Origin of the sequence: Croceicoccus pelagius (assembly GCF_001661915.1) — a bacterium.
Lineage (GTDB): Bacteria > Pseudomonadota > Alphaproteobacteria > Sphingomonadales > Sphingomonadaceae > Croceicoccus > Croceicoccus pelagius.
In genome coordinates this window covers 323,331-348,033 of record NZ_LYWY01000032.1, presented here as the reverse complement: position 1 = coordinate 348,033, position 24,703 = coordinate 323,331, and the positions used below count along the sequence as shown (strand labels likewise).

Here is a 24,703-nt window from a genome sequence, read left to right as displayed (position 1 = left end):
GTCGTTCGTGATGGTGTGTGGTTTGTCGGTGGTTGGGTCGGCCGGCTAGACCTGCGAGATTTTGGCCCGCTCGCGCTATTTGCGTGACAGCGCGTAATCGATGGGCAGCGCGATCGTCAGGCTCTCGCGCCCCATCTCCTTCGGGATGGGCGGGAGAGGCGATACCCGCTGCATCAGGTCTAGCGTGGCCGTGTCGAGCAGGCTGTGCCCGCTGCTGCTCTTGATCGCGCTCGTCGTGACATTGCCCGAACGGTCGATGGTGAAGCGCACGGTGACCACGCCCTGTTGGCCTGCCTTCTTCGCCTCGCTCGGATACTTCTTCTTGCGCTGGAGATGCGCCATCAGGAGCCGGTAGTAGTCGGCCTCCTTCTTCTTCGCACGTGGATCGTCACCCGGCGCATTGCCTGCGCCCTGCGTTACGGCAGCGGGCTTTGCGGCGGGCTGCGGCGTTGCGACTTGCGCGATGCGCGAAGCGGTCGCGGCGGTCTGGACCTTTGCCGGCGGAGGCAGGCGGACCGGATCGGGTGGTGTCGGGGCCTGCATTTCAGGAATGTCGATCTCTGGCGCGAGATAGCTGGGCAGTTCCTGCGCCGCGGGCTGCATCTCGGGCGTGGGCGAGACCGGATCAGCGCTCGCGCTCGTCGCTTCCTCGGCAAAGCCGGGGGGCGGCAGTTCGACTTCCATAACCGGTTCGGGCAGATGCGGCGCGGTTTCGGCGCGGACCAGCAGGACCGCGGCCAGCGCGGCACCGTGCAGGGCCAGCGCGCAGACGGCGGCGGTAGTCCATAGCCGCCTGTCATCGTAAAAGACGTGGCCCACGGTCACGAGACTTCCGCGCCCATCAGGGCGACGCGCAAGTATCCGGCAGAGCGCAGCGCATTCATCGCGTCCATGATCCGCTCGTACGGAACGGCCTTGTCGGCGCGCAGGAAGACGCGAGCCTCGTTGTCGCCGTCTGACGCTTCGGAAACGGCACTGCCGAGCGCGGCGAGTTCGACCGGGCGGTCGTTTACGGTCAGGCGGCCATCCTGTTCGATCGTCAGGAACAGCGGCTCGTCAGGTCGCGCCGAGGGCTCGGCATTGGCGACAGGCAGGTCGACCTTGACGTCGACCGTCGCCAGCGGGGCCGCTACCATGAAGATGATGAGGAGGACGAGCATCACGTCGATGAACGGCGTAACGTTGATCTCGTGGTTGACGGGAAGTTCGTCCGCGTCGCCGCCGGAAAGTTTGAACGCCATGGTTCAGCCCGCATTGGCCGTACCGCGCGAAAGATCGCGCGAGACGATCTGCATGACGACCGCGCTACCGTCGGAGATAACGGCGCGGTTGGCGGCGAACTGCTTGGAAAAGTGGTTATAGATGACGACGGCGGGAATGGCTGCAATAAGTCCCATCGCGGTCGCCAGCAGCGCCTCGGCAATGCCCGGTGCAACGACGGCAAGATTGGTCGTCTGCTTCTCGGCAATGCCGACAAAGGCATTCATGATGCCCCAGACAGTGCCGAACAGACCGACGAAAGGCGCGGTCGAACCGATCGTGGCGAGCACGTTGATGCCCCGCGTCATGCGGCGCGCGCAAAACGCTTCGTGGCGTTCGAGGCGCGAGGCGACCCGCTCCTTAACGCCCTCGCGATCGTCGAGCGCATCGGCCGAGAGCGAAAGTTCATCCCGCGCCGCCGCGATCAGCGGACTGGCGGCAATCGCGCCCTCGGCATCGCCGATCCCGCGCAGCGAGCGCAGCGCGTCGAGGCGGGTACGTTCTTCCTTGCCGATGGCGGAAAGCTGCTTCTGCTTGGCGGCGAAGACCGTCCAGGTCAGCACCGATGCGGCCAGCAGGCCAATCATGACCAGCTTTACCACCCAGTCGGCCTGAAGGAACATGTCGGCGACCGACAGGCGGCCCGGAATGCCATCAGCCGAAGCGTGCGCGACGCTGGGAAGCGCAAGGGCGGCGAGCACAACGAGGCCGCGCGGCTTCACGAGCGATGCGATGATGCGAATGGCCTGACCCACGAAATTCCCCGTCTTTCAATGCGATTCGCCAGTGCGGCGTTTCGAACTGGGAAGTGCACTATTGCTCTTGAGAGTGACTCGCAAGAGCAAATTGGCCCGATAAGAAGATTTTGTGGCTCGTTCGAGCGGACGTGATCGCCATGCGGACAGAGCGCTCAGGGAACCAGAGCGCCGCGCAGCCGTAGGTCAGGCAAGACCGAATGAAAGGAAATACCGATGGCGAAGAACAGTGAACTCGCCCCTGAAAACTTCAATGACGAGCAGCACGACGAAGACGCGCAGGCCCAGACTTTCGCCAACCAGGCAATCGGCCGGGCGGTCAGCAGCTTCGGGACCGAGGATGGAGAAAAGCCCGAAGGCTCGATCACGTCGGAAGACGATACCGAAGACCTTGTCGATCACATGAAACAGATGACGAAGGGCGGCATCGACATGAGCGCCTATCGCGGTGAGCCGAACATGGACGACAACACGTCCAAATACGGCAAGTCGAACGTCATGAAGGACGAACCCGGCAACTCCGACAGCTGAGCCGGACGCAAGTAAGGCTCGCGAACTAATCCCCGCGGGCGGACATCACGAGGTCGAGCAGGTTGCGAGCAGCTTCCCGCTCGGCCTCGTCTTCGAATGCGACGTCGAGATCGGGCTCTGCCCCGTTCATCGCCAGCAGGACCCAGATTACAAACCGCTTGGCCGGATCGCGTTCGAGCCCGAAGTCGACGCGCATCCTTTCAACTCCGGCTTCCCGGGCGGATGGCGCCACGGCGGCCAGATCTGTCGTTCCAAAATAGCGGAGGAGAAGGTCGTCGAATTGCATGGCCTTGTCCTAGCCGGCTCAGCCGACGAGGGGAACAGCAACGTCACGCATCAGCCAGATCGCCACGGCCAAAACCAGCGAACCTGCCGCCACGGCCCAGGCCACATAACGAAGGTGTGGGGCCCGCGGCGAATCGACCGAGTGCGAGCGCATACGCTCCATCGCACGGCAAGCGCGTCGTTCCGCCGCAATGGAAAGAAAGGCGGCGAGCAGTATGAAGATCGTGGCGATTGCGCGAGCAAGCCAAGGCGGGTCCAGTTCTCCGAAAAGGACCTTGAAGGCAAGACCGATGCCGATCGCGGCGAAAGAGGTGCGGATCCAGCCTGCGAAAGTTCGCTCGACCGCCATGATCGTGCGATCTTCCGCCAGTTCGGTCCGATCGAATTCCTGTCTGTCGCCCATATCCGACCAACCGGTAAGGACGTGCAAGGGTTCCGAAAGGGCCAGGCCGTTGCTTAACCCGCTCCGTCCTCACCCGCCTCGCGCTTCAAGGCATAGAGCATGTCCAGCGCCTCACGCGGCGAGAGCGCATCGACGTCGATCCCGCGCAGTGTTTCGCGCAAGGTGTCGCACTGCTCTTCCTGCGCCTCGGCAGCGGCGGCAAAGAGTGGCAGTTCGCCCAGCCCCGCGCCCAGCCCGCCGGTTTCTTTCCGGCCCTTTTCCAGCTTGTCGAGAATGGTCTTCGCCCGCGCAATGACAGGCTTGGGCAGACCGGCCAGCCGCGCCACGGCAAGCCCATAGCTGCGATCTGCCGGTCCCTCGGCCAGTTCGTGCAACAGGACCAGATCGCCCTTCCACTCCCGCGCCCGCGCATGGTGCAGCGAAAGGGCGTCGCAAGTTTCAGCCAGCCGCGAAAGCTCGTGATAGTGCGTCGCGAAAAGACACCGGCAGCGAACGGTCTCATGCACCGATTCCGCGACGGCCCATGCCAGGGCAAGGCCGTCGTAAGTGCTCGTACCACGCCCGACTTCATCAAGAATGACGAAGCTGCGGTCGGTCGCCTGGCTGAGGATGGCGGCGGTCTCCACCATCTCGACCATGAAGGTCGAACGTCCGCGCGCGAGGTTGTCCGATGCGCCAACGCGGCTGAACAGGCGGTCGACGATGCCGATGCTTGCCGCCTCAGCCGGTACGAATCCGCCAGCTTGCGCGAGCAGGACGATCAGCGCGTTCTGACGCAGGAAGGTCGATTTACCGCCCATGTTCGGGCCGCCGATGAGCCAGAGCCGGTCCTTCGCGGACAGCGTGCAGTCGTTGGCGACAAAGCGCTCGCCGGTCGTCGCCAGAGCCGCTTCAACCACGGGATGCCTGCCGCCCTTGACGTCGAGGGCATTGTCCTCGCGAATATCCGGCAGGACCCAGCCGCCTTCCGCCGCGCGTTCGGCCTGGCCTGCGCTCACGTCGATCCGGGCCAGTGCCTGTGCGGTGGCGGCAATCGCTTCCTTCGACGCAATCGTGCGCTCGACCAGTTCCTCGAAGTGCGCCTCTTCGGCGGCAAGCGCACGTCCACCCGCCTCCGCGATGCGGCTCGCTTCCTCGTGCAGGGCCAGCGCGTTGAAACGCACTGCGTCCTTCATTGTCTGGCGATGGGTAAAGCCGCTTTCGGCCTCCATCAGCTTGTCCGCGTGACGGGCCGGGACCTCTATGAAATAGCCGAGAACGCCGTTGTGCTTGATCTTCAGCGTCGAGATGCCGGTCTCGTCGCGGTATTTCTGCTCCAGTGCGGCAATGGCGCGGCGGCCGTTCTTCGAAATCGCGCGGAGCTCGTCGAGCGAGGCGTCGTAGCCTTCTGCGATATAGCCGCCGCTGCCCCGCTCCGTCGGCGGTGCGGCGACAAGCGCTCGGGTCATAAGCTCGCACAGCGCGCCGTGCCCCGAAAGGTGTGGCAAAAGGCGCGTGAAAAGCGCGGGCAGGCTGTCATGCTGGCGGAGAAGATCGTGCAGATTACGCGCCTCGCCAAGCCCGTCGCGCAACTGGCCAAGATCGCGCGGGCTGCCGCGCCCGGCGACCACGCGGCCAAGCGCGCGGCCGATATCGGGCAGGGCGCGAAGCGCGCGGCGCAGGTCGTCGCGCAGAAGGGCATCGGCGAAGAGCCATTCGACCGCTTCCAGCCTTTCCCGGATCGCGCCGGCATCGGCCAGCGGAGCGGACAGGTCTTCGGACAGAAGGCGCGCGCCTGCGCCGGTCAGGCAGCGGTCGATGCAGTCGATCAGGCTGCCCTTGCGCGCTCCGGTCGAGGACTGCGTGATTTCAAGGCTGCTGCGCGTGGCTTCGTCCATGGCGAGGTGACCGCCCGGCTCTCGCACGCGCGGCGGCAGGACCAGCGGCATCGTGCCACGTCCGACATGTTCGAGATAGGCGACCAGTCCGCCCGCCGCGGCAAGGTGCGCGCGCCCGAACGCCCCGAAGGCATCGAGCGTTGCGACACCGTGCAGCGACTTCAGCCGCGCCTCGCCCTCGTCGCTGGAGAAAGTGGTGCGAGGCCGTTCGATCGCTTCGGAAGGAGCATCGTCCCAGCCTTCGGGCACGATGACTTCGGCAGGCCCGATTCGCGACAGCGCGGCCATCACCCCTTCGGGCGCGACGCATTCCAGCGCCATTTCGCCGGTGGAGATGTCGATCGCGGCGATGCCCACCTCTTCGCGCAGCGGGGCCAGCGCGGCCAGCACGTTGGCGCGGCGCGATTCCAGCAGGGTGTCTTCGGTCAGCGTGCCGGCGGTCACGAAGCGCACGATGTCGCGCTTGACCAGCGCCTTCGATCCGCCGCGGGCTTTCGCCTCTGCCGGGGTCTCCACCTGCTCTGCAATCGCGACGCGGCATCCGGCGCGGATCAGGCGGGCAAGGTAGTTGTCCGCAGAATGCACGGGAACGCCGCACATCGGCACCGGTTCGCCCGCGTTCTCGCCGCGCGTCGTTAACGCGATGTCTAGTACGCCGGCTGCCGTCTTCGCATCGTCGAAGAACAGTTCGAAGAAGTCGCCCATGCGATAGAACAGCAGGCAATCCCCCGCCTGTTCCTTTAGGCTGAAATATTGCTGCATCATGGGAGTGGAGCCGCCGGCCATAGGCGGGAGCGTTAGCGTATGCCCCGCCGATTCGGCAAAGCATCGCGGATCGATTGTCCCCGATCCATAAAACCGCACCTTTGCCCCTATCGCTTATGACAGGAGACGTTATAGGCGGGCGCATATCAGCGAAGGCAAGGAGGACGCGTTGGCGGACGAGGAAAGCAACACGAAAGCCAGCTTCACCGAGCGCGAGGCCCTGTTCTACCACGAGACAATCCGTCCCGGTAAGATCGAGATCATCGCGTCAAAGCCCATGGCGACGCAGCGCGACCTCTCTCTCGCATACTCGCCCGGCGTTGCCGCGCCGGTCGAGGCGATCGCCAGGAACCCGGCCGACGCCGCCCGCTATACCGCCCGTTCCAACCTCGTCGCCGTGATTTCCAACGGCACCGCGATCCTCGGCCTCGGCAATCTTGGTGCGCTGGCGTCGAAGCCGGTGATGGAAGGCAAGTCGGTCCTGTTCAAACGCTTTGCCGACGTCGATTCCATCGACATCGAGCTGGACACCGAGGACCCCGATGCCTTCATCAACGCCGTCGCGCTGATGGAGCCGACGTTCGGCGGCATCAACCTCGAAGACATCGCCGCGCCCGAATGCTTCATCATCGAGCAGGCCCTGCGTGAGAAGATGAACATCCCGGTCATGCATGATGACCAGCACGGCACCGCGATCATCGCGGCGGCGGGCCTCATCAACGCGTGTCATCTCACCGGCCGCAAGATGGACGAGATCAAGATGGTCGTGAACGGCGCGGGCGCATCGGCGCTGGCGTGTACCGCGCTCATCAAGGCGATGGGCGTGCGCCACGACAACGTGATCGTGTGCGACCGTTCCGGCCCGATCTACCCGGGTCGCGAGAAGGTGGACCAGTGGAAGAGCGCGCACGCCGTCCAGACCGAGGCGCGCAGCCTTGAAGAGGCGCTGAAGGGCGCGGACGTGTTCCTCGGCCTTTCGGCTGCTGGTGCGCTGAAGCCCGAATGGGTCAAGGCCATGGCCGACAGCCCGATCATCTTCGCGATGGCCAATCCCACGCCCGAGATCACGCCCGACGATGCCCATGCCGTGCGCCCCGACGCGATCGTGGCGACCGGGCGTTCGGACTATCCGAACCAGGTCAACAACGTCCTCGGCTTCCCCTTCATCTTTCGCGGCGCACTTGACGTTCAGGCGACTGCCATCAACGAAGAGATGAAGATCGCAGCCGCCAAGGCCATCGCCCAACTGGCGCGTGAACGCGTGCCCGAGGAAGTGGCCGCCGCCTATGGTGTGAACCACCAGTTCGGGCGCGACTACATCATCCCCGCGCCGTTCGATCCGCGCCTGATGGAGGTCGTGTCCTCCGCTGTTGCCAAGGCGGCGATGGATTCGGGTGTCGCCAAGGCCCCGATCGCGGACTTCGACGAATACCGCCACCGGCTGAAGGCCCGCCTCAACCCCACGACGTCTGCACTGACCAGCGTTTACGAGCGGGCCAAGGCGAACCCCAAGCGCGTCGTCTTTGCAGAGGCCGAGGAAGACGTCGTGCTGCGCGCGGCGATCCAGTTCCGCGACTTCGGCTATGGCGAACCGATCCTTGTCGGCCGCACCGAGAAGGTGAAGGAAAAGCTGAAGGAACTCGGCGTCGCGGACATCGAGACGTACGAAATCCAGAACTCGGCGCAGAGCGAGTATGTCCCCGAGATGGTGGACTATCTCTACAATCGCCTGCAGCGCCGCGGCGCGACAGAGCGTGATGTGCGCCGCATGGTTAACCAGGACCGCAACGTCTTTGCCTCGCTCCTCCTCGCGCTCGACAAGGGCGATGCGATGATTTCGGGCCTGACGCGCCCGTTCGCGCAGACGATCAAGGAAGTCGGCCTCGTCCTAGACCACGGCAAGGGCGAAGTGCCCTTCGGCATCCACCTGATGGTGGGCAAGAACTACACCGTGTTCCTTGCCGACACGACCATCAACGAACGGCCCGATGCCAAGATGCTGGCCCACATCGCGAAGGAGACCGCCAAGGTCGCCCAGCGGCTGGGCCATGAACCGCGCGTCGCGTTCCTGTCCTATTCCACCTTCGGCAACCCCGCGGGCCGCTGGCTGGAAAACATCCGCGAGGCGGTGCACATTCTCGACGCAGAGGGCGTGGACTTCGAGTACGAGGGCGAAATGGCGCCCGACGCCGCGCTCAACCCCACGGTCATGAAGCTTTACCCCTTCAGCCGCCTGTCCGCGCCTGCCAACGTGCTGGTCATGCCGGGGCTGCAGTCGGCCAACCTGTCGGCCAAGCTGCTGCGCGAACTGGCAGGGGCGACGACGATCGGCCCGATGCTGGTCGGCATGGAAAAGCCGGTCCAGATCGCGCCGATGACGGCGATCGCGCCAGACGTTCTGACGCTGGCGGTGCTGGCCGCTGCCGAAGTGGTTGGCTGACCTGTCAAAAAGCCCGTCAGGGTGACAAAGGTGACACCGTGTCACCCACTGCAAACCCCGCGCAAGGCCAGGGCCAGCGCGGGGTTTCGCGTGTCTGCGACTTAGGTGACAGGTTCACCCGCGAATTCGACGATCGGAAAGAGCGAGGCGCATGATGACGCGGCGCGATGCTGTAGGACAGCGCATATTCCGCGCCGCGTCGCCGGTGTGCCCCGTGACGCCTTATCGCAGGTAGTTGACGTAGATGCCGTGGATCAGACCCGGCAGGAAAAGGATGATCGTCAGGATCAGGTTGATCAGGAAAGTCTTGCCAAACCCATGCTTGAGCGCAACGCCCAGCGGCGGCAGAAGTATCGTGGCAATCAGGGTAATTATGGCCATCATCGGCATATCTCCTTTTGGTGAAGACAATCCGGCAATGACGGGCTTGTTCCTAGACCACATCACTGAGGCGCCGAACGGTCGAACGCTGATTGCCAGTTTTTTCGGGTGGTGAGGTCCTCAGTTCTAATCAATCATTTCCGCAACGAACCGCTGAAGTTCATCGCGGGACAATACAGGTGAACGCCTGGATGTGGGTTTCTTGGCTGACCCGAAATTGAGGGACAGCGTAGGGCGCGAAGTCGCGCTTGTAGTTTGCATTTCTTGTTGTCTTTCTTGGTGCGCGGTTGATTGCCGCGTCATTCTTTATCGCCTGGAGCGATTGCGCTGTGGGCCTCCGGCCCGCTGACCTTCGCCGCTTTCGCGAAAGACGATCCGTCCCTTGGACAAATCGTAAGGCGTCATTTCGACATGGACCCGATCGCCAGCGACGGTTCGTATCCGGTAACGACGCATCCGGCCTGCGGTGTACGCGATTACCCGGTGCTCGTTATCGAGCAGAACCACGAAGCGACCATCTCGAAGGACTTCATCAATCTGTCCCTCAAGCGTCAGCAGTTCTTCTTTCGCCATGAATTATCCTTTCGTTACGAAAATATTTCCCGCGACGAAAAGGGCTCCATGTGAAGGATCCGATTGGTGTTCAGGAGAATTGAGCCGTTTGTCAAAAAAGCGATCAATCTTGTCGCAAAAACGTGACTCACAAATTGCGATATAGATATTTAATTAGAAAAAGCAATTTTATTTTAGAAAGATAAAAATTTCAGCGCGATATTTGGAAGATGTCGAACATGAAAGATGGACATTTTATAAGTTAAAGCCTATAAATTGCCATCGCTGGCTCGACTTTCGTAAGCCGCCATCGCCTGAGAGACCATCGCGCTCCCGCTTACCACCGGAGAGCCGAAATGGACCTCAATCAACTCCTTTACCACCACCAGGTGGCGCTGATTAATGTTGGACGTGTTCCCAAATGCGGGGGCAGCTTCGACATGGCCGATCACTATGCCAAGCGTATTGCCCAGATGCGGAACACGACCGGCGCTGCGATGTATCAGATTATTCGTGCGGCCAACGAAAGATGAGCCGAGCTATGTTTCTGCGCCTCGATGAAAAGGACGTCATCGCGAAATGCGAGAAGGCAAAGATCGCCATCAGCACGATAGAAGATCTGCCTAAAGGCGGCGTTCGCCTGGTCTGTACGACGAGCGAAGATGCCTATGAAGCCCGGAAAGTCTTCGACCGGCACATCGTCACGGGCAAACCGCAGCGAACCCCGCTCTACGTTCCCGACGGGAAATGGAGATAGCGCGAGAGAAGGGGGCTATCCGGTAACTGCATTGGGGTCGTTACCTGACAGCCCTCTATTGGCCGCAAAATGGCCCAAAGCTGCCCGTCGGCTTTCGGGCGAATTGCAATCGTGCTGGAATGACTGAAATGGGGTGGAAAGTCGACATTCACGGGATCGCATGATCGAGGTCCGCTAGGTTTAGAAGCAGACCCGTGCAGGACGGATCAGGCAGGAAAATGAATTCCGCACAGTTTGTTGCCGTCGGGATCACGAAAATAGGCCAGTTCGATGGTGCCCATAGATGCAGTTTCGCGCGGTCCGGGTGGAGCTTCGATCGAGGTTCCGCCAGCGGCAACGGCGGTATCGTGAAGCTGCTTCACCTGCTCGGGCGAGTCGCAGGAAAAGGCGACGGTACTGCCGTTGGCGACGCTTGCCGGTTCGTCGTTGATCGGCTGGCTGACAATGAAGTTGGTTCCGTTGCCGTTATTGTAGATCAGACGTGTATGGCCGCTGTCGGCGATGTTCCGCGTACCTTCCCCTGCACCCAAGATGCCGAGCACCGTGTCGTAGAAGCGCTTGGATCGTTCAATGTCGTTCGATCCGACCATGGTGTGAAAAAGCACGCATACTCTCCTGAAGGCTGATCAACTTCCGATCGCCATTAGCGGTCTCACCTAACAGGCACGTAACCCGCAGTCACCCCCGGCCCTCGGAATGTCCGCAATCGGGTCGTTACCTGAAATTCCGCTTTCGGGGCGAGGCGTGGCCTAGTCGACGTTTACAAGCACGTGGTCATGCACCGCGTGGACCGCGTCGGTGCCCTGTTCAGCGTGCAGCTTCAGCTTGGCGCAGGCGTTGTGGACGGCCATCATCATCTTCGCCACTTCCTGCTTGTAGACCTTCAGCTTCATCGGAAAGCGGAACTTTGCATCGACGATCAGGCGCAGCAGGCAGGCGTGTTCGGACACGGCTTCGATCTCGTACCGCTCATGAGTCGCGATCAGCGCGCCCGGCCCCTCGGGCAGCTTGCCGTCGAAGGCATAGACCTCATTCGGCACCGACTCGGTCACCTGTATGTCGAACGTCAGGTCGGTCAGGTCGGGATATGTCGCCAGCACCAGTTCGAAAGCGCCGTCGCGTCCCGGCACTTCGCGCACGGTCTCGCCCGACTGGCGCTTTGAATTGCGCGGGTCGGCAAAGTCGATCAGCGGGTAAAGCTCGCTGGCCGGAACGTCGATTTCGATTTCGTATTCGAGCGTGACGGGCCCCTCGGGCGCCATTTTGGGCTTGAACCATCCCAGCATCTGCATTCCCCCCGAAAACAGTCCGGCGCCAATCGCGCCGTATCTGGGGAATGGCTAGCCTCGATTGCCTAATATTTCCTCAACCCATTCGGGCACGATGGTGCCTGCAGGGCCAAGGCGGCTTTCGTCGAACCAGTGGCTGCCCTGGCTGCGTTCGAGGTTGAGTTCGAGCGTCGCGACGCCCAGCGATTTTGCATCGCGCACGAAACCGGCGGCGGGATAGACCGCGCCCGATGTGCCGATCGAAACGAACAGGTCCGCCTCGCGGATGGCGGCGAAGATCTCGTCCATGCGATAGGGCATTTCGCCGAACCACACGATATCGGGGCGCAGCGCCGTGTCCCCGCATTCGGGGCAAGCAGGCCGGTCGATCAGCGTGCCGGACCAGCGGCTGCGCGTATCGCAGGACGTGCACCACGCATTCAGGATCTCGCCATGCATGTGCAGCACGTCCTCTGCGCCCGCGCGTTCGTGCAGGTCGTCGATGTTCTGCGTGACGATCAGCAGGTTGCCGTCCAGTTCGCGCTGCAGCTTGGCCAGCGCGAAGTGCGCGGGGTTGGGGTCTTTAGTCTGCACCGCCTCGCGCCGCATGTCGTAGAACCGCTGGACGAGGTCCGGATCACGCTCGAACGCCTCGGGCGTGGCGACGTCCTCTACGCGGTGCTGTTCCCACAGCCCGTCGCTGGCGCGGAAGGTGTCGATGCCGCTTTCGGCCGAAACGCCCGCGCCGGTCAGCACGACGATGTTGCGGATGCCATTGCTCTTGCCGTTCATTCCGCCCATGAAGCACGCCCGCATTTCAGGGTAAAGGCCAGGGGAAGACACAGCGCATGGCACGCATCGGTATCGTCGGATCGCAGGGACGCATGGGAGCCGCCTTGGCCCAGGCGATCGAGGCCGCCGGGCACGAGCATTCGGGCGGCGTCGACCGCGACGAAGGCGACGTGACGGAGCTTGCGGGCAGGAGCGACGCGCTGGTCGATTTCTCGGCGCCTGCTGCCCTTCAGGCGACGCTGGATGCGTGCAAGGCGGCGGGCATCCCGGTGCTGATCGGCACGACGGGGCTGGAGGACGAGCACCACGCCGCGATCGACGAGGCGGCCAAGGCGATCCCCGTGCTTCAAACCGGCAATACCTCGCTCGGCGTGACGATGCTGGCACACTTGGTGAACGAGGCTGCGTCGCGGCTGGGCGACGACTGGGACATCGAGATTGTCGAGATGCACCACCGCATGAAAGTCGACGCGCCTTCGGGCACGGCGAAGCTGCTGGGCGAAGCGGCCGCGAAGGGGCGCGGTATTGACCTTGCCGCCAACACCGAAAGCGGGCGCGACGGCATTACCGGCAAGCGCGCGGACGGCGCGATCGGCTTTGCAGCGCTGCGCGGCGGTACCGTGGCGGGTGAGCACACCGTCTATTTCGCCGGTTCGGAAGAACGCATCGCACTGACGCATCTGGCCGAAAACCGCATGATTTTCGCACGCGGCGCGGTAAAGGGCGCAAGCTGGCTGCTGGACAAGGACGCGGGCCGATACACGATGCCGCAGGTTCTGGGTCTGTGACCACTATCGCCATCCTTACCATCGTCCTGATCCTGCCGCTGGGGCTGGACCTGATGTGGTGGCGTTACGACCGGCAAGGCGAGGGGCCGGTGCAGGTGCTGTCGGTTCTGGCCGGACTGTCCTTTGCCTCGCTGCTGTTTTTGATCGGGTTCGCGATGATCGGGCCGGGTGGGCCGAACACCTACTCCTCGCCGATGTGGGTGAGCATCATTGCGCTTCCCTTGCTGCCGCTCTGCTACTGGCTGGTGGCGACGCGCAAGATGCCAGCGGTGGGCGGCGGTGTGGTGCTGGTCTTGATGGCGCTGGTCGCCTTGGCCTTGTGGCAGCCGCTGTTCGCGCCGGGCTGGCTGCGCAATGTCCATGCCGACACGATGATGGCGTGGATCGTGATCTGGGCGCTGTCAGCCCTGCCTTTCATTGCGATCGTGGCGGCTGGTATCAAGCGCAAGGCTACATGACCAAGAACGAGATCTTCGAATTCTTCCGCCTGCTGGCAGAGGACAATCCCGAGCCCGAGACCGAGCTGGAATACGGCAACGCCTACCAGCTTGTCGTCGCGGTGGCGCTGTCTGCGCAGGCAACGGACGTTGGCGTCAACAAGGCGACGCGCAAGCTGTTTGCCGAGGTCAAAACTCCGCAGGAGATGCTCGACCTTGGCGAGGACGGTCTGAAAGAGCACATCAAGACGATCGGTCTGTTCAATTCCAAGGCCAAGAACGTCATCGCGCTCAGCCAGTTGCTGGTCGACGAATATGGCGGCGAAGTGCCGGGTACGCGAGAGGATCTGGTCCGCCTGCCCGGTGTCGGGCGCAAGACGGCGAATGTCGTGCTCAACTGCTGGTTCGGGCAGGAAACCTTCGCGGTCGACACGCATATCTTCCGCGTTGGCAACCGCACCGGCCTTGCCAAGGGCAAGACGCCCGAACAGGTCGAGGCCAAGCTGGAAAAGCGCGTGCCCGCACCGTTCCGCATGGGCGCGCATCACTGGTTGATCCTGCATGGCCGCTACGTGTGCAAGGCGCGCACGCCGGAGTGCTGGCGCTGCCGCGTGGTCGACTATTGCAGCTATCGCAAGAAGGTGCTGGAAAAGCCGGGTCGGAAGGCGTGAATGGATAGCGAGCGTTCCCACATCATGGACGGTGATCAGGCCGCGCTTCGCACGGCGGCGCGCGGCGATGCGGCGCTGTGCACTGTCGTGGGGCTCGACGGCAGCTTTTCGCGCAGGCTGGGCGCGCAGATCGCGATCCTTCAGGACGGGCGCTGCGTCGGCAGCCTTGCCGACGGGTGCCTCGAACGCGAACTGGCGACACAGGCTTTGCAGGCGCGGGCAGAAGGCAGGCGCCGCACCATCCGTTACGGCGAAGGCTCGCCCGTCATCGATTTCCGCCTGCCTTGCGGGTCGGGCCTCGACATCCTGATCGATCCTGCGCCCGACCGGCGGGCCTTGCGCGATGTGGTGAACAGGCTGGATGCGCGCGAACCGGCCTCGCTTCCGCTGCCGGTGGACGGCGGCTTTCTGGCCGAGCGGCGCTATATTCCGCCATTGAACCTAACGCTCTTCGGTGAGAGCCTTGAGGCGGGCGAGTTGCAGCGCATGGCCGAGGCTTTCGGGGTGTCGGCGGTAAAGCTGGTGCCGGGCAAGGGCCTGTCGCTGGGCCAGCGGCCCGAGGCGCAGGCCGACGCTTGGACCGCGGTGGTCCTGCTGTTCCACGATCACGAATGGGAAGGCCCGATCCTCGACTGGGCGCTCGACACGCCGGCGTTCTATGTGGGCGCGATCGGCGGGCGGAACACGCGTGACGTGCGGCGGGCGCAGCTGGAAGACCTTGGCCGCGACGAAGCGGCGATAGCCCGCGTGCGCAGCCCCGTCGGCCTGATCCCGCATACCCGCGACGCGCGCACGCTGGCACTGTCGATCCTGGCCGACGTCGTTGCCGAGTACGAACATCTGCGCCCCGAATGACCGGCCCTTCGCGCCACAGGAGAATGCACCCGTGTCCGATATCGTGACGCTCGAAATGGACGGCGCGGTCGCCACGCTGACCCTGACTCGCCCCGACACGATGAACGCGCTGGGCGAGCATGGCGACGGGGCAGCGATTGCCGCTGCCTGCACGGAGATTACTCGCGACAAGGGTGTGCGGGCGGTTATCCTGACGGGCGAAGGACGGGCCTTTTCGGCGGGCGGCGATCTGAAAGCCATGCTGGCGCGCGAGGGCAATTTCGCAGGCGACCCGGCGGACATCCGTGACGGCTATCGCAGCAATATCCACCTCGCCCTGCGCGCGCTTTACGGGCTGGACGTGCCGGTGGTGGCAGCGGTGAACGGACCGGCCATCGGACTGGGGTGCGACCTTGCCTGCCTTGCCGACGTCCGGATTGCATCCACCAAGGCAAAGTTCGGCGTGACGTTCCTGAAGATCGGGCTGGTCCCCGGCGATGGCGGAACGTGGATCCTGCCCCGTGTTATCGGCATGAGCCGCGCGGCCGAACTGTTCTACACCGGCCGCGTCATCGATGCCGCACAGGCGATGGAGTGGGGGCTGGTCTCCCGCGTGGTCGAACCCGATGCGCTGATGGACGAGGCGCGGGCGCTGGCCGCAGAAATAGCCGCGCAGCCATCGGCGCAGCTACGCGCGACGAAGACGATGCTGCGGCAGGGCCAGACGATGAGCTACGAGGGCGCGCTGGAACTGGCGGCCTCGACCCAAGGCTTGATGCACCACACGAAAGAGCACGAGGAAGGTGTGCGGGCCGTGCTGGAGAAGCGGGCGCCGAACTTCGACTAAAGGCACTACTCCGGCGCGCGAGGCGACAGCCGCAAGGCCGACCGGCCGCCGCCGCTTATTGCGGCGAAGCCAAGCGGGCCGGATGGCCCGCGCCCGGCGTTTGAGGGGCTAAAACAAGAGCCCTCAAACATCGTCGTGGCTGACCAGTTCTTCGCGGTCGAGTTCATCCAGCGATGCCGCGACCGCCGTTGCCACGGTCGAATCGCTCGTCACGTTGGTTACGGTGCGCATCATGTCCATCAGGCGGTCCACACCCGCGACGAAGGCGATCGTTTCCAGCGGCACGCCAACGGTGCCGAAGACCAGCGTCATCATGATGAGGCCCGTGCCCGGAATACCCGCCGCGCCGATCGAGCCCAGCGTCGCGGTGATCGCGACCATCAGGTAATCGACCATGTCGAGCTGGACCCCGAAGATCTGCGCGCCGAACACGGTGGCAAGGCCGAGGTACATGGCGGTGCCGTCCATGTTGATCGTCGCGCCCAGCGATGCCGTGAAGCTGGAAACGGAAGGGCTGACACCGATGTTGCGTTGCAGGCAGCGCAAGGTGACGGGCAGGGTCGCGCTTGAAGAGGCGGTCGAATAGGCGACGGCCAGCGCGTCGATCATGCCGCGGAAGAAATCGCCCACCGGCACTTTGGCCATGAACTTCAGGATGCCGACGTAAACCACGCCGATCAGGATCAGGCAGCCCGCGTAGTTGAGCGCGACCAGCTTGGCGAGCGCGAGCAGGGCATCGACGCCGAACGTGCCGGCGACCCAGGCCATCAGCGCGAATACGCCGAACGGGGTCAGTTCCATCACGACGATCGTGATCTTCTGCATGACGATAGAGCCTGCATCGAAAACGCGGATCAGCGGCTGGCCTTCTTCCTTGGCCATCAGGATGCCGATCCCGATCAGCAGGGCGAACACGATCAGCGGCAGGACATTGGCATCGGCCATGACCTGCACCGGGCTTTGCGGGACGATCGACAGGATCATCTCGCGCCAGCCCTCGGTCTTGGGCTCGGGAATGTCGCCCATCTCGATCCGGCTCTGGTCCAGTCCTACGCCCGGCGCGAACACGGTGCCGAGAACGAGGCCCAGCCACACCGCAAGCTGGCTGGTGACGAGGAAGAAGAGCAGCGCCCGCCCGCCGACCGAGCCGAGTTTCTTGAGATTGCCGATGGAGGTCACGCCGGACACCAGGCTGAAGAAGATCAGCGGCACGACCAGCATCTTGATCGAGGCGATGAAGAAGTCGCCGATCCACTTGATCGCCTCGGCCTCCGGTCCCCAGAACAGCCCCAGCGCAACGCCGAGGATGAGCGCGCCGATCACGCGCTGCCACAGGGGAATCGAAAACCAGAAACGGAGCATGTGGGGCGACCCTTCGCGCAGACGTGACGAAGCGGCGGTTGTGCCCGCGCGATGCCCTGCCTGCAAGGGTGGCCGGGGATTATGCCCTCAGCCGCGAGGATGAATCAGGCCAGCGCGGCTTTGGCCACGCGGGCGTAGATGCGGGTCAGTACGTCGAGATCGGCCACGGCCACGGCCTCGTCGCGCTTGTGCATCGTTGCGTTGTTGAGGCCGAATTCGATCACCGGACACACGTTCTTGAGGAACCGCGCGTCGGAGGTGCCGCCGCTGGTCGACAGTTCGGGCTCCACGCCGGTTTCGGCGCGGATTGCGTCGGCCAGCATGTCGGAGAACTCGCCCGGCTCGGTCAGGAACGGTTCGCCGCTGATGACCGGACGGGCCCAGCCGCCGTGGCTTTCGGCGATCTTCACGACCTTTTCCGACAGGCTCGCACCCGAGTGCAGGTCGTTGAAGCGGATCGAGATGCGGGCCTCGGCCTTGGCGGGGATCACGTTGTGCGCGGGATTGCCGATCATGATCTCGGTAATTTCCAGGTTCGACGGCTGGAACCAGTCGGTCCCTTCGTCGAGCACGAGTGCGTCGAGTTCGGCCAGCATCGCGACCAGTTTCGGGGCAGGATTGTCGGCAAGATGCGGATAGGCGACATGGCCTTGCACCCCGTCGACGCCAAGGAAGATGTTTACCGAACCGCGCCGTCCGATCTTCATCATGTCGCCCAGCCGGTTGACGCTGGTCGGTTCACCGACAAGGCACAGATCGGGCACGATGCCGCGCACTGCCATGTGGTCCATCAGGGCGAGGGTGCCGTGGCGCGCGGGGCCTTCCTCGTCGCCGGTGATTATGAAGGTGATCGTACCGGCCTCTGCTGGAATGTCGGCCAGCGCGGCGACCATGCAGGCGATCGAGCCTTTCATGTCCACTGCGCCGCGGCCGTAGAGCAGGTCGCCGCGGATTTCGGGTTCGAAGGCGTCGCTGGCCCACCCTTCGCCCGGCGGGACGACGTCGAGGTGTCCGGCAAAGGCGAAGTGGCGCGAGCCTTGAGGCCCCTTGCGCGTGGCAAGCAGGTTTTCGACCGGGCCGTCCGGCGCTGCACCATCGACGGTTCGCAGGACTTCGAATCCCAGCGGCGTCAGCATCGACTCCATCTCGTCGAACACGCTGCCCATGGCGGGCGTGACACTGGGACAGGCGATCAGGCGCTGGGCCAGCGCAAGCGGAGATGCATCGGACATGCGTGGCGGTTAGCGCAGGTTGCGCGCCAAGGGAACTGCACAAGGCAGCCTAAGTCGGATTGCGGAAAGGGCTTAGAAGGGCAGGAACGGGCCGGCCATGATCACGGCGACGGCAGAGCCGGCCACGATCACGAAACGCACGGTGTTCGCCGCCGCCACACCACGGTGGTGGATCGGGTAGGTAACAGCGCGGGCGATTCTTTTTGCCATGGATCCAATATGGACCCGATTTCCTACCAAAAACTTAACGCGCCCTGGCGACTTTCAAGCTGGTCGCCGTCTAGCGGACGTCCTTGCCTTCCAGCCAGTCGGCGATCGAGGCGAGGCACGAGCGGCCCAGCGCCTTCGAACGCTCCGGGCTCCACGCTCGAACGGCGTCGGGCGCGTCGTCGTGGTCCTTGAACGGCATTTCCAGCGTCATCGCCGTCGCGCCGAAGCGGTGGGCGACCTGGTTGGTGGACATCGACAGGTTGCCTTTGCCGGGCGCTGCCGTGGGATAGCCCTTGTCCGTCTGGAAATCGGGCGTCTCTGCTTTCAGTAGCGCAATATAGCGGTGATAGCTGTCCAGCTGATCGTCCTTCAGGCCGGGAATGCCCTCGAATCCGGCCATGAACACGTGCGGGATTGCCTCGTCCCCATGGACGTCCATGGCAAAGTCCACGCCGGTCGCGTCCATCGCATGGCGGATCGCCAGCACTTCGGGCGAGCCTTCCTTGCTGGGTTCGTGCCATTCGCGGTTGAGGTTCACGCCCGCCGCATTGGTGCGAAGGTGCCCGCGCTGCGACCCGTCGGGGTTGCAGTTGGGCACGACATGAATCGTCGCGGCCTTGCACAGCCGCTGCGTCAATGCGTCGCTGCCGTCGGCCAGGGTTTCCAGCGCGCCTTCCATCCACCATTCGGCCATGGATTCGCCCGGATGCTGGCGCGCATAGAGCCAGACCTGTTTCTCGCCGGAACCAAAGGTCAGGCAATCGATCGGCTGTCCGTCGAGACTGTGGCCCAGAACCGAATGGCTGGCCCCTTCGGCCTGCGCGGTGCGGGTGACGAGATCGTGGTGACGCTCCATAGAATAGGGCGCGAAATAGGCGAACCACGCGACGTCGCCTACCGGGCGGTGCCGGATCGTCAGCGTGCCCTCCTTCTCCTGCGCGTCGAACGAGGTCGCCGCGCGCCGCCAGTCGATGCGGTCCTCGGACACGCGCGCGTCGTAATCGGGCCAGCCGCCGGGATAGGCACTCGTGTTGAGGCCCGTGATCTTCAGCACCAGTTCGCGGCCACGCACGCCGGATGCGCGGAAGTGGAACCACTGGTAGAACTCGCTATCGCGGTCCTTGCGGATGGCAAGGGTCGCCTCGGCATGGTCAATGCCAAGGACTTCGATGTTGCCGCTGTCGAAAGCGGCGTCGATACGGATCGGATCGGCCACGCGTTAAACCTGCAAGTCCCTTACTGCTTCACTTCGATGGTTTCGCCGGACTCTCCGGGAAAGTCCACGAAGAGTGCTTCGGCCAGATGCCCGGCGGCGAGCTGCGTTTCGGCAAGCGGCGCGCCGGCCTTCACCGCGAACTGCGCGCGGCCTTCCCACAGCGGTTCGCCAGTCAGGCGCTGGCGGATGACGACGGCCAGTTCGGTCATGACCTGGTCCTTGGGCTTACCCGACAGGTCGATACCGACCCCGACGCCCACGCCCGAACCGTAGCTGCCGGTGGAACCGCCGACGCCCACGCTGACCGGCCCGCCTTCGCGCATCGGCGACATGACGGCGCGGCGCACGCGCACTTCGGCGACTTGCGAGCCTTCGCCCGCGCCCACTTCCTTGTAACCCAGCTTCGTCAGTTCGCGGCCCACTGCGGCGCGGTAGCTGCCCAGTTCGAGCGAATCGGCTTCCATCCCCGGCCCGGCTTCGACCGCGATCGAACCGCGGCCCAGCAGGGCGATCTTGTCCTCGGCATGGAAGCGCGTGACTTCGACCGGACCGGTCGGCGTCGCACAGGCACCCAGCGCCATGATCGGCGCGAGGCAGGCGGCGGCAAGGATCGCTTTCCTGTTCAGCATCTAGTGGTCTCCCGGCGCGCAAGGCGCTCAATTACCGCCAAAACTTGGGGTTTCCGAGGCCAAATCGCAAGGGGGAAGCGTACTATTGCCAGCCGGTCCCCACGGGCATAGCCTCGCCGCTTCATCGGCCAAGGGGGGCTGGCAATGAGCGAAGTCGGGGGTTCGACACCGGGTAATGAGCGTATCGTCGCGCTCGACGCACTGCGCGGGTTTGCGCTGCTGGGCATATTCCTCGCCAATATCGGGTTCTTCTCGGCCTGGGTGCTGATGAACCACGATCAGCAACTGGCGCTGGCCCCTGCATGGGTGGTCGAAAGCTGGCACGGTATCGAACTTGGCCTGATCGAGGCGAAGTTCTATTCGCTGTTCTCGATGCTGTTCGGGGCAGGGTTTGCCTTGCAGCTGGACCGGATCGACCGGCGCGGGGGGCAGGGGCTGGCGGTGTTCTATCGCCGGATGGCGCTGCTGCTGCTCATCGGCCTCATCCACATGATCGTCGTTTGGCTGGGCGATATCCTGACGCTCTATGCGCTTATGGGCTTCATCCTGCCGCTGTTCCGCAAGCTGTCGGAAAAGGCACTGCTGGTGCTGGGCGCCCTTCTGGTGTTCTCGCCGCTGCTGCTGGTGCCGCTGTTCGATGCGCAGCTTTCTGAATGGACCGGCCGCACGCTCTGGGCAGGGGCCTTCGGGTGGCTGAGCGAACAGACCGGCACGCCTTTCATGGGCCCTGCCGAATGGATCGCGCGCCCCGATTTCGGATCGTACCTTGCATGGCATGGAGCAGGGCCGGTGTTGCGGCTGGCGAACCTGCTCGATGGGTGGCGTTTCCCGCGCGTGCTGGGCTGTATGCTGCTGGGCATGGCCTTTGCGCGGATGCTGCTGCTTAACGGCAGGCCGCTGCCGATAGCGGCGCTGCGTAATGCGGCGCTCGGCGGGTTTGCGATCGGTATGCCGTTCTGCCTGTGGTTCGCGGTCGTCGGCGGCGGGCCGAACAGCGTGCCTGCGATCATCGGCACGGTGCCACTGGCGATTGGATACGGCGCGGCGCTGCTGCTGTGGACCTCACGCCCCGGATCGCGGCTTGCGGCGGCGCTGGCGCCTGCGGGGCGCATGGCGCTCACGCTCTATATCTCGCAGTCGGTGTTCGGGATCCTCGTCTTCACCGGTGTCTGGGGCGGGCTGGCAACGAAAGTCTCGCCCTCGGGTTTCGTGCCGCTGGCGCTGGCGTTCTATGCTCTGCAACTGCTGTTCGCGCGTCACTACCTTGCCCACCACGCCCAGGGTCCGCTGGAAAAGCTGTGGCGGCTGGGGACTTATGCCGGGCGGGGCAAGGCGCTCTCGGCGCGGCCCGCCGAAGCTGCCTGACAGATCAGGAGCGGCGGCTGGAGACTACCATCTCGATCGCGTCTTCCTCGATCCGGATGTGGACGACGGAAAAGTCCTTCTGCTTCGCCGCTTCGAACAAGTCGAGAAACTTCTGGAGCTGTTCGCTCGGCAGGTTTGGCATGTCCCTGGCGATCATGCTGACAGTCGGGCTGGCCTCGCCCGCAGGGGCCAGCGCGGTTTCCCTCGCCGGGCTCTCCGCCGCGACAAGCGTGTCGATATCGGCCTTGAGCCGTACGCCGTACATCGAGCCGTAGTTCCAGACGACCTCGCCTTCTTCCAGCCGGTTGTCGCCGAACAGGATGCCGAGTTTCGAACCGACTTCGAGGCCGCCCTCTTCGAACCGGATGCGATAGCCCGTCGTCGACTTGTCGAGGATCGCGCCTCTGGCGGGATGGTTCGTATCGTCGAACAGCATCACGTCTTCGCTATGTGCGCGGCGGATGTCCTGACGCCGTTCGGGCGGCATGAGTTCGCTGACCATCCTTGCCTCGAAGGGCGCGGGCTCCGGCACGGCATCCTCGCGCGCGGCGACGCGCCGGTTTTTCAGCGCCGAGAGATCCGATTCGTACTGCGAGATTTCCGCGTTGAACGGCCGCTGCGTTGCGAGGCGGTTCTGTTCGACGACATGGGACAGGATCGCATCGTGCAGCGGTGTCTCGAATTCCAGCCCTGCGGCCTGCGAACGTTCGACCCAACGGACAAGCGCCTCGATCGGGCCGATGCTGCCGATGCGCAGTGAAATCCTGTCGCCCGTCGCGATGTTGTGCGGGATGCCCGTCAGCTTGCAGCCATTTGCGTTGAGGTCGGACACGTTGACCGACAGGGCAAGGCCCATGCCTGCCCTGAACTTGCCTTGCGCGGAAATGTCGTGCCGGTCCGTGCGGCGTTCTTCCATCGTGCGACCCCTGCGTAATGCGGGGCCGCTTAACATTTGTTTGGTAAATAAACCGTTCGTGCAGGCCTAATGCCGACTACCCGATATAGTCGGGCACTACCCCTTTGCCGGCGGACGGACTGGCGCTATCGAACGCGCATCGACTTTCGACTGGAGTGTTTGCGTGACGATACCGGTGCTGGTTACGGGCGGGGCAGGATATATCGGCAGCCACGCGGTGCTCGCGCTGGTTGACCGCGGCTGGGATGTCTCGGTCATCGACAACCTTTCGACCGGCTTCGAATGGGCGATCCCCGAAGGCGTGACGCTATACCAGGGCGACATCGCCGATACCGGCTTGCTGGCCCGCATCTTCGCCGACCGCGGCATTCAGGCCATACTTCACTTCGCCGGGTCGATCATCGTCCCCGAATCGGTCGAGAACCCGCTCAAGTATTACGAGAACAACACCGCCAAGAGCCGGACGCTGATGGAAGCGGCGGTGCATGCGGGGGTGAAGCACTTCATCTTCTCTTCCACCGCGACCGTCTATGGCGAGCCGGAATGCAAGCCGCTGACCGAGGACGACCCACTCGTCCCCGTGAACCCCTATGGCATGAGCAAGCTGATGACCGAGCGCATCCTTGCCGACGTCAGCGCCGCGCACCCGATGAACCACTGCGTCCTGCGCTACTTCAATGTCGCAGGCGCCGATCCGCGGGCGCGGTCGGGCCAGTCGACACAAGGGGCGACGCATCTCATCAAGGTCGCGGTAGAAGCCGCGCTGGGTAAGCGGCACGGGGTCGCGGTGTTCGGCGACGATTATCCGACGCCTGACGGGACGGGCATGCGCGACTACATCCACGTCTCGGATCTCGCCGAAGCGCACGTCCTTGCGCTCGAGGCGCTGATCGACCAGCCCGACCGCAGCCTGACGATGAACGTCGGCTATGGCCGCGGTTTCTCGGTCCTCGAAGTGCTCGACGCGGTCGATGCCGTCGTCGGTCAGCCCGTTCCCCGCCGGATGGAGCCGCGCCGCGCGGGCGATGTGCCCAGCCTGGTTTCCGACAACAGCCGCATCATGGCGACGGTGCCGTGGCAGCCGAAACATGCCGATCTGGCAGAGATCATCGGCCATGCGCTGGCGTGGGAAAAGAAACTGACCGGGATTCGCGCTGCCGAAGGGTGAATCGCTTGACTCAGGTTGTGCCTACCCGTAACGGGCCAGCCTTGATTTTACAGGGATGCGCCCCATCTGGCGGCCGCGGCCCGAAAACCCATTTAGCCGACGGATTAGACAGATGAAAATTCGCAACAGCCTCAAGTCGCTCAAGAACCGCCACCGCGACAACCGCGTGATCCGCCGTCGTGGCCGGACTTACGTCATCAACAAGACCAACCGCCGCTTCAAAGCGCGCCAGGGCTGATCGCTTCGCGCCTGAACCGGCGCGGATCACCTTGTGCTGAAGCGCCGCCCGGATCGCCGGAGCGGCGCTTTTCGCGTTTGTCGGATCGAAGTAATCGGAATCTGCACATGATCGATACCGTCGTTTTCGACGTGGGCCGCGTGCTCTATCGCTGGGACTTGCGGTTCCTGTTCGGCAAGCTGATCGCCGACGAGGCCGAACTGGAATGGTTCGTCACCAATGTCGTGACCGAAAAGTGGCACTTCGAACACGACGCAGGCCGCGACCTTGGTGAGATGGTGGCCGAGCGCAAGCTGATCTATCCCGATCACGCCCACCTGATCGATGCCTATGCCACCCGGTTCGAAGAAAGCATTCCCGGCCCCGTGCCCGGCTCGATCGAACTGGTCGAACGACTGGACGAGGCGGGCGTGCCGCTTTTTGCGATCACCAATTTCGCCGCCGGTTTCTGGGAGGAGTTTTGCTCCACCCGCCCCGTGTTCGACCGTTTCCGCGACATCGTGGTCTCGGGCGTGGAAAAGATGGCCAAGCCCGATGAAGCGATCTTCCGGCTGGCAGAGCAGCGGTTCGGCAATAAGCCTGCGACGACGCTGTTCATCGACGACAATCCCGCCAACGTGAAGGCCGCGAAGAAGCTGGGCTGGCAGGTCCACCACTTCGACGGTGCCGACGCGCTGGAGGCCGACCTGGTGCAACGGGGATTGCTGTCTGTGTGATCTTCCGC

30 protein-coding genes are annotated in these 24,703 nt (G+C 63.9%); 13 read left to right on the top strand and 17 right to left on the bottom strand.

Going from position 1 to position 24,703, the window contains the following annotated elements; genetic code table 11:
- Positions 1-75 precede the first annotated feature (75 nt).
- The 3 genes from A9D15_RS07275 to exbB are packed head-to-tail and all read right to left on the bottom strand — an operon-like array spanning position 76 to position 2,015.
- Entirely contained in the window at positions 76-825 is a 750-nt protein-coding gene (locus tag A9D15_RS07275; RefSeq protein WP_156521687.1) for an energy transducer TonB, read from the bottom strand.
- A complete protein-coding gene (exbD, locus tag A9D15_RS07270) occupies positions 822-1,241 on the bottom strand; it encodes a TonB system transport protein ExbD (protein ID WP_066763462.1) in 420 nt (139 codons plus the stop codon). Before exbD ends, A9D15_RS07275 begins: the two co-directional genes overlap by 4 nt.
- A gap of 3 nt (positions 1,242-1,244) precedes the next feature.
- On the bottom strand, positions 1,245-2,015 hold the full coding sequence (gene exbB / locus A9D15_RS07265; protein WP_216634381.1) for a tonB-system energizer ExbB: 771 nt from the start codon (positions 2,013-2,015) through the stop codon (positions 1,245-1,247).
- A gap of 216 nt (positions 2,016-2,231) precedes the next feature.
- Here exbB and A9D15_RS07260 point away from each other — a divergent pair, with 216 nt between their 5' ends.
- Positions 2,232-2,546: a hypothetical protein gene (locus A9D15_RS07260; protein WP_066763460.1), complete on the top strand. Its 315-nt coding sequence runs from the start codon at positions 2,232-2,234 to the stop codon at positions 2,544-2,546.
- A 25-nt stretch (positions 2,547-2,571) separates the two neighbouring features.
- Here A9D15_RS07260 and A9D15_RS07255 read toward each other — a convergent pair whose 3' ends face one another.
- The 3 genes from A9D15_RS07255 to mutS are packed head-to-tail and all read right to left on the bottom strand — an operon-like array spanning position 2,572 to position 5,897.
- Positions 2,572-2,832 (bottom strand): hypothetical protein, encoded by a 261-nt coding sequence (locus tag A9D15_RS07255; RefSeq protein WP_066763456.1) that lies wholly within the window; start codon positions 2,830-2,832, stop codon positions 2,572-2,574.
- 18 nt (positions 2,833-2,850) lie between these two features.
- Positions 2,851-3,234: a YidH family protein gene (locus tag A9D15_RS07250; protein WP_066763455.1), complete on the bottom strand. Its 384-nt coding sequence runs from the start codon at positions 3,232-3,234 to the stop codon at positions 2,851-2,853.
- Positions 3,235-3,287: 53 nt separating this feature from the next.
- A complete protein-coding gene (mutS, locus tag A9D15_RS07245; protein WP_483294811.1) occupies positions 3,288-5,897 on the bottom strand; it encodes a DNA mismatch repair protein MutS in 2,610 nt (869 codons plus the stop codon).
- A 148-nt stretch (positions 5,898-6,045) separates the two neighbouring features.
- Between mutS and A9D15_RS07240 the strand changes: the two genes are divergently transcribed.
- Positions 6,046-8,316 (top strand): NADP-dependent malic enzyme, encoded by a 2,271-nt coding sequence (locus A9D15_RS07240; RefSeq protein ID WP_066763453.1) that lies wholly within the window; start codon positions 6,046-6,048, stop codon positions 8,314-8,316.
- A gap of 222 nt (positions 8,317-8,538) precedes the next feature.
- On the opposite strand, the gene A9D15_RS07235 is transcribed toward A9D15_RS07240, so the two are convergent.
- Positions 8,539-8,700, bottom strand: a complete 162-nt coding sequence (locus A9D15_RS07235; RefSeq protein ID WP_342341728.1) for a YqaE/Pmp3 family membrane protein — start codon at positions 8,698-8,700, stop codon at positions 8,539-8,541.
- 303 nt (positions 8,701-9,003) lie between these two features.
- Entirely contained in the window at positions 9,004-9,270 is a 267-nt protein-coding gene (gene infA, locus A9D15_RS16235) for a translation initiation factor IF-1 (protein WP_082924314.1), read from the bottom strand.
- A gap of 335 nt (positions 9,271-9,605) precedes the next feature.
- Between infA and A9D15_RS16745 the strand changes: the two genes are divergently transcribed.
- Positions 9,606-9,782, top strand: coding sequence for a hypothetical protein (locus A9D15_RS16745; RefSeq protein ID WP_172807481.1), 177 nt, complete (start codon positions 9,606-9,608; stop codon positions 9,780-9,782).
- An 8-nt stretch (positions 9,783-9,790) separates the two neighbouring features.
- On the top strand, positions 9,791-10,006 hold the full coding sequence (locus tag A9D15_RS07225; protein WP_229660316.1) for a hypothetical protein: 216 nt from the start codon (positions 9,791-9,793) through the stop codon (positions 10,004-10,006).
- 206 nt (positions 10,007-10,212) lie between these two features.
- Here A9D15_RS07225 and A9D15_RS07220 read toward each other — a convergent pair whose 3' ends face one another.
- The 3 genes from A9D15_RS07220 to A9D15_RS07210 all read right to left on the bottom strand — a co-directional run bounded on the left by A9D15_RS07220 (position 10,213) and on the right by A9D15_RS07210 (position 12,075).
- Positions 10,213-10,611, bottom strand: coding sequence for a VOC family protein (locus A9D15_RS07220; protein ID WP_066763442.1), 399 nt, complete (start codon positions 10,609-10,611; stop codon positions 10,213-10,215).
- Between the two features lie 144 nt (positions 10,612-10,755).
- A complete protein-coding gene (locus A9D15_RS07215; protein ID WP_156521686.1) occupies positions 10,756-11,292 on the bottom strand; it encodes an SRPBCC family protein in 537 nt (178 codons plus the stop codon).
- 54 nt (positions 11,293-11,346) lie between these two features.
- Positions 11,347-12,075: an NAD-dependent deacylase gene (locus A9D15_RS07210; RefSeq protein ID WP_066763439.1), complete on the bottom strand. Its 729-nt coding sequence runs from the start codon at positions 12,073-12,075 to the stop codon at positions 11,347-11,349.
- Positions 12,076-12,122: 47 nt separating this feature from the next.
- Here A9D15_RS07210 and dapB point away from each other — a divergent pair, with 47 nt between their 5' ends.
- Genes dapB through A9D15_RS07185 form a run of 5 tightly spaced genes read left to right on the top strand, consistent with a single transcriptional unit; the run spans position 12,123 to position 15,643 of the window.
- Entirely contained in the window at positions 12,123-12,854 is a 732-nt protein-coding gene (gene dapB, locus A9D15_RS07205) for a 4-hydroxy-tetrahydrodipicolinate reductase (RefSeq protein ID WP_066763437.1), read from the top strand.
- A complete protein-coding gene (locus tag A9D15_RS07200; RefSeq protein WP_066763436.1) occupies positions 12,851-13,312 on the top strand; it encodes a hypothetical protein in 462 nt (153 codons plus the stop codon). Before dapB ends, A9D15_RS07200 begins: the two co-directional genes overlap by 4 nt.
- Entirely contained in the window at positions 13,309-13,962 is a 654-nt protein-coding gene (nth, locus tag A9D15_RS07195) for an endonuclease III (protein WP_066763435.1), read from the top strand. Before A9D15_RS07200 ends, nth begins: the two co-directional genes overlap by 4 nt.
- On the top strand, positions 13,963-14,817 hold the full coding sequence (locus A9D15_RS07190) for an XdhC family protein (RefSeq protein ID WP_082924313.1): 855 nt from the start codon (positions 13,963-13,965) through the stop codon (positions 14,815-14,817).
- A gap of 31 nt (positions 14,818-14,848) precedes the next feature.
- A complete protein-coding gene (locus A9D15_RS07185; protein ID WP_216634380.1) occupies positions 14,849-15,643 on the top strand; it encodes a crotonase/enoyl-CoA hydratase family protein in 795 nt (264 codons plus the stop codon).
- A gap of 123 nt (positions 15,644-15,766) precedes the next feature.
- Here A9D15_RS07185 and A9D15_RS07180 read toward each other — a convergent pair whose 3' ends face one another.
- The 5 genes from A9D15_RS07180 to A9D15_RS07165 all read right to left on the bottom strand — a co-directional run bounded on the left by A9D15_RS07180 (position 15,767) and on the right by A9D15_RS07165 (position 20,292).
- The gene (locus A9D15_RS07180; protein ID WP_066763433.1) at positions 15,767-17,005 is read right to left on the bottom strand and encodes a dicarboxylate/amino acid:cation symporter; all 1,239 of its coding nucleotides are present in this window, start codon (positions 17,003-17,005) and stop codon (positions 15,767-15,769) included.
- Positions 17,006-17,109: 104 nt separating this feature from the next.
- Complete coding sequence (dapE, locus tag A9D15_RS07175; protein WP_066763431.1) at positions 17,110-18,237, bottom strand: succinyl-diaminopimelate desuccinylase; 1,128 nt, start codon at positions 18,235-18,237, stop codon at positions 17,110-17,112.
- Between the two features lie 72 nt (positions 18,238-18,309).
- Positions 18,310-18,447, bottom strand: a complete 138-nt coding sequence (locus A9D15_RS16500) for a hypothetical protein (RefSeq protein WP_156521684.1) — start codon at positions 18,445-18,447, stop codon at positions 18,310-18,312.
- A gap of 70 nt (positions 18,448-18,517) precedes the next feature.
- Positions 18,518-19,663 (bottom strand): M14 family metallopeptidase, encoded by a 1,146-nt coding sequence (locus A9D15_RS07170; RefSeq protein ID WP_066763428.1) that lies wholly within the window; start codon positions 19,661-19,663, stop codon positions 18,518-18,520.
- A gap of 20 nt (positions 19,664-19,683) precedes the next feature.
- Positions 19,684-20,292, bottom strand: a complete 609-nt coding sequence (locus A9D15_RS07165; RefSeq protein ID WP_066763427.1) for a hypothetical protein — start codon at positions 20,290-20,292, stop codon at positions 19,684-19,686.
- A 144-nt stretch (positions 20,293-20,436) separates the two neighbouring features.
- Between A9D15_RS07165 and A9D15_RS07160 the strand changes: the two genes are divergently transcribed.
- A complete protein-coding gene (locus tag A9D15_RS07160; protein ID WP_066763426.1) occupies positions 20,437-21,657 on the top strand; it encodes a DUF418 domain-containing protein in 1,221 nt (406 codons plus the stop codon).
- 4 nt (positions 21,658-21,661) lie between these two features.
- On the opposite strand, the gene A9D15_RS07155 is transcribed toward A9D15_RS07160, so the two are convergent.
- Positions 21,662-22,573: a PilZ domain-containing protein gene (locus A9D15_RS07155; RefSeq protein WP_066763424.1), complete on the bottom strand. Its 912-nt coding sequence runs from the start codon at positions 22,571-22,573 to the stop codon at positions 21,662-21,664.
- A 163-nt stretch (positions 22,574-22,736) separates the two neighbouring features.
- Between A9D15_RS07155 and galE the strand changes: the two genes are divergently transcribed.
- The 3 genes from galE (at position 22,737) to A9D15_RS07140 (ending at position 24,695) form a co-directional block, all read left to right on the top strand.
- On the top strand, positions 22,737-23,741 hold the full coding sequence (gene galE, locus A9D15_RS07150; protein WP_066763422.1) for a UDP-glucose 4-epimerase GalE: 1,005 nt from the start codon (positions 22,737-22,739) through the stop codon (positions 23,739-23,741).
- Positions 23,742-23,853: 112 nt separating this feature from the next.
- Positions 23,854-23,979 carry a type B 50S ribosomal protein L36 gene (gene ykgO, locus A9D15_RS07145; protein ID WP_066763420.1) on the top strand — a complete coding sequence of 42 codons (126 nt, stop codon included), beginning with the start codon at positions 23,854-23,856 and terminating at the stop codon, positions 23,977-23,979.
- A 107-nt stretch (positions 23,980-24,086) separates the two neighbouring features.
- Positions 24,087-24,695: an HAD family hydrolase gene (locus tag A9D15_RS07140; protein WP_066763419.1), complete on the top strand. Its 609-nt coding sequence runs from the start codon at positions 24,087-24,089 to the stop codon at positions 24,693-24,695.
- The last annotated feature ends 8 nt before the right edge of the window (positions 24,696-24,703 follow it).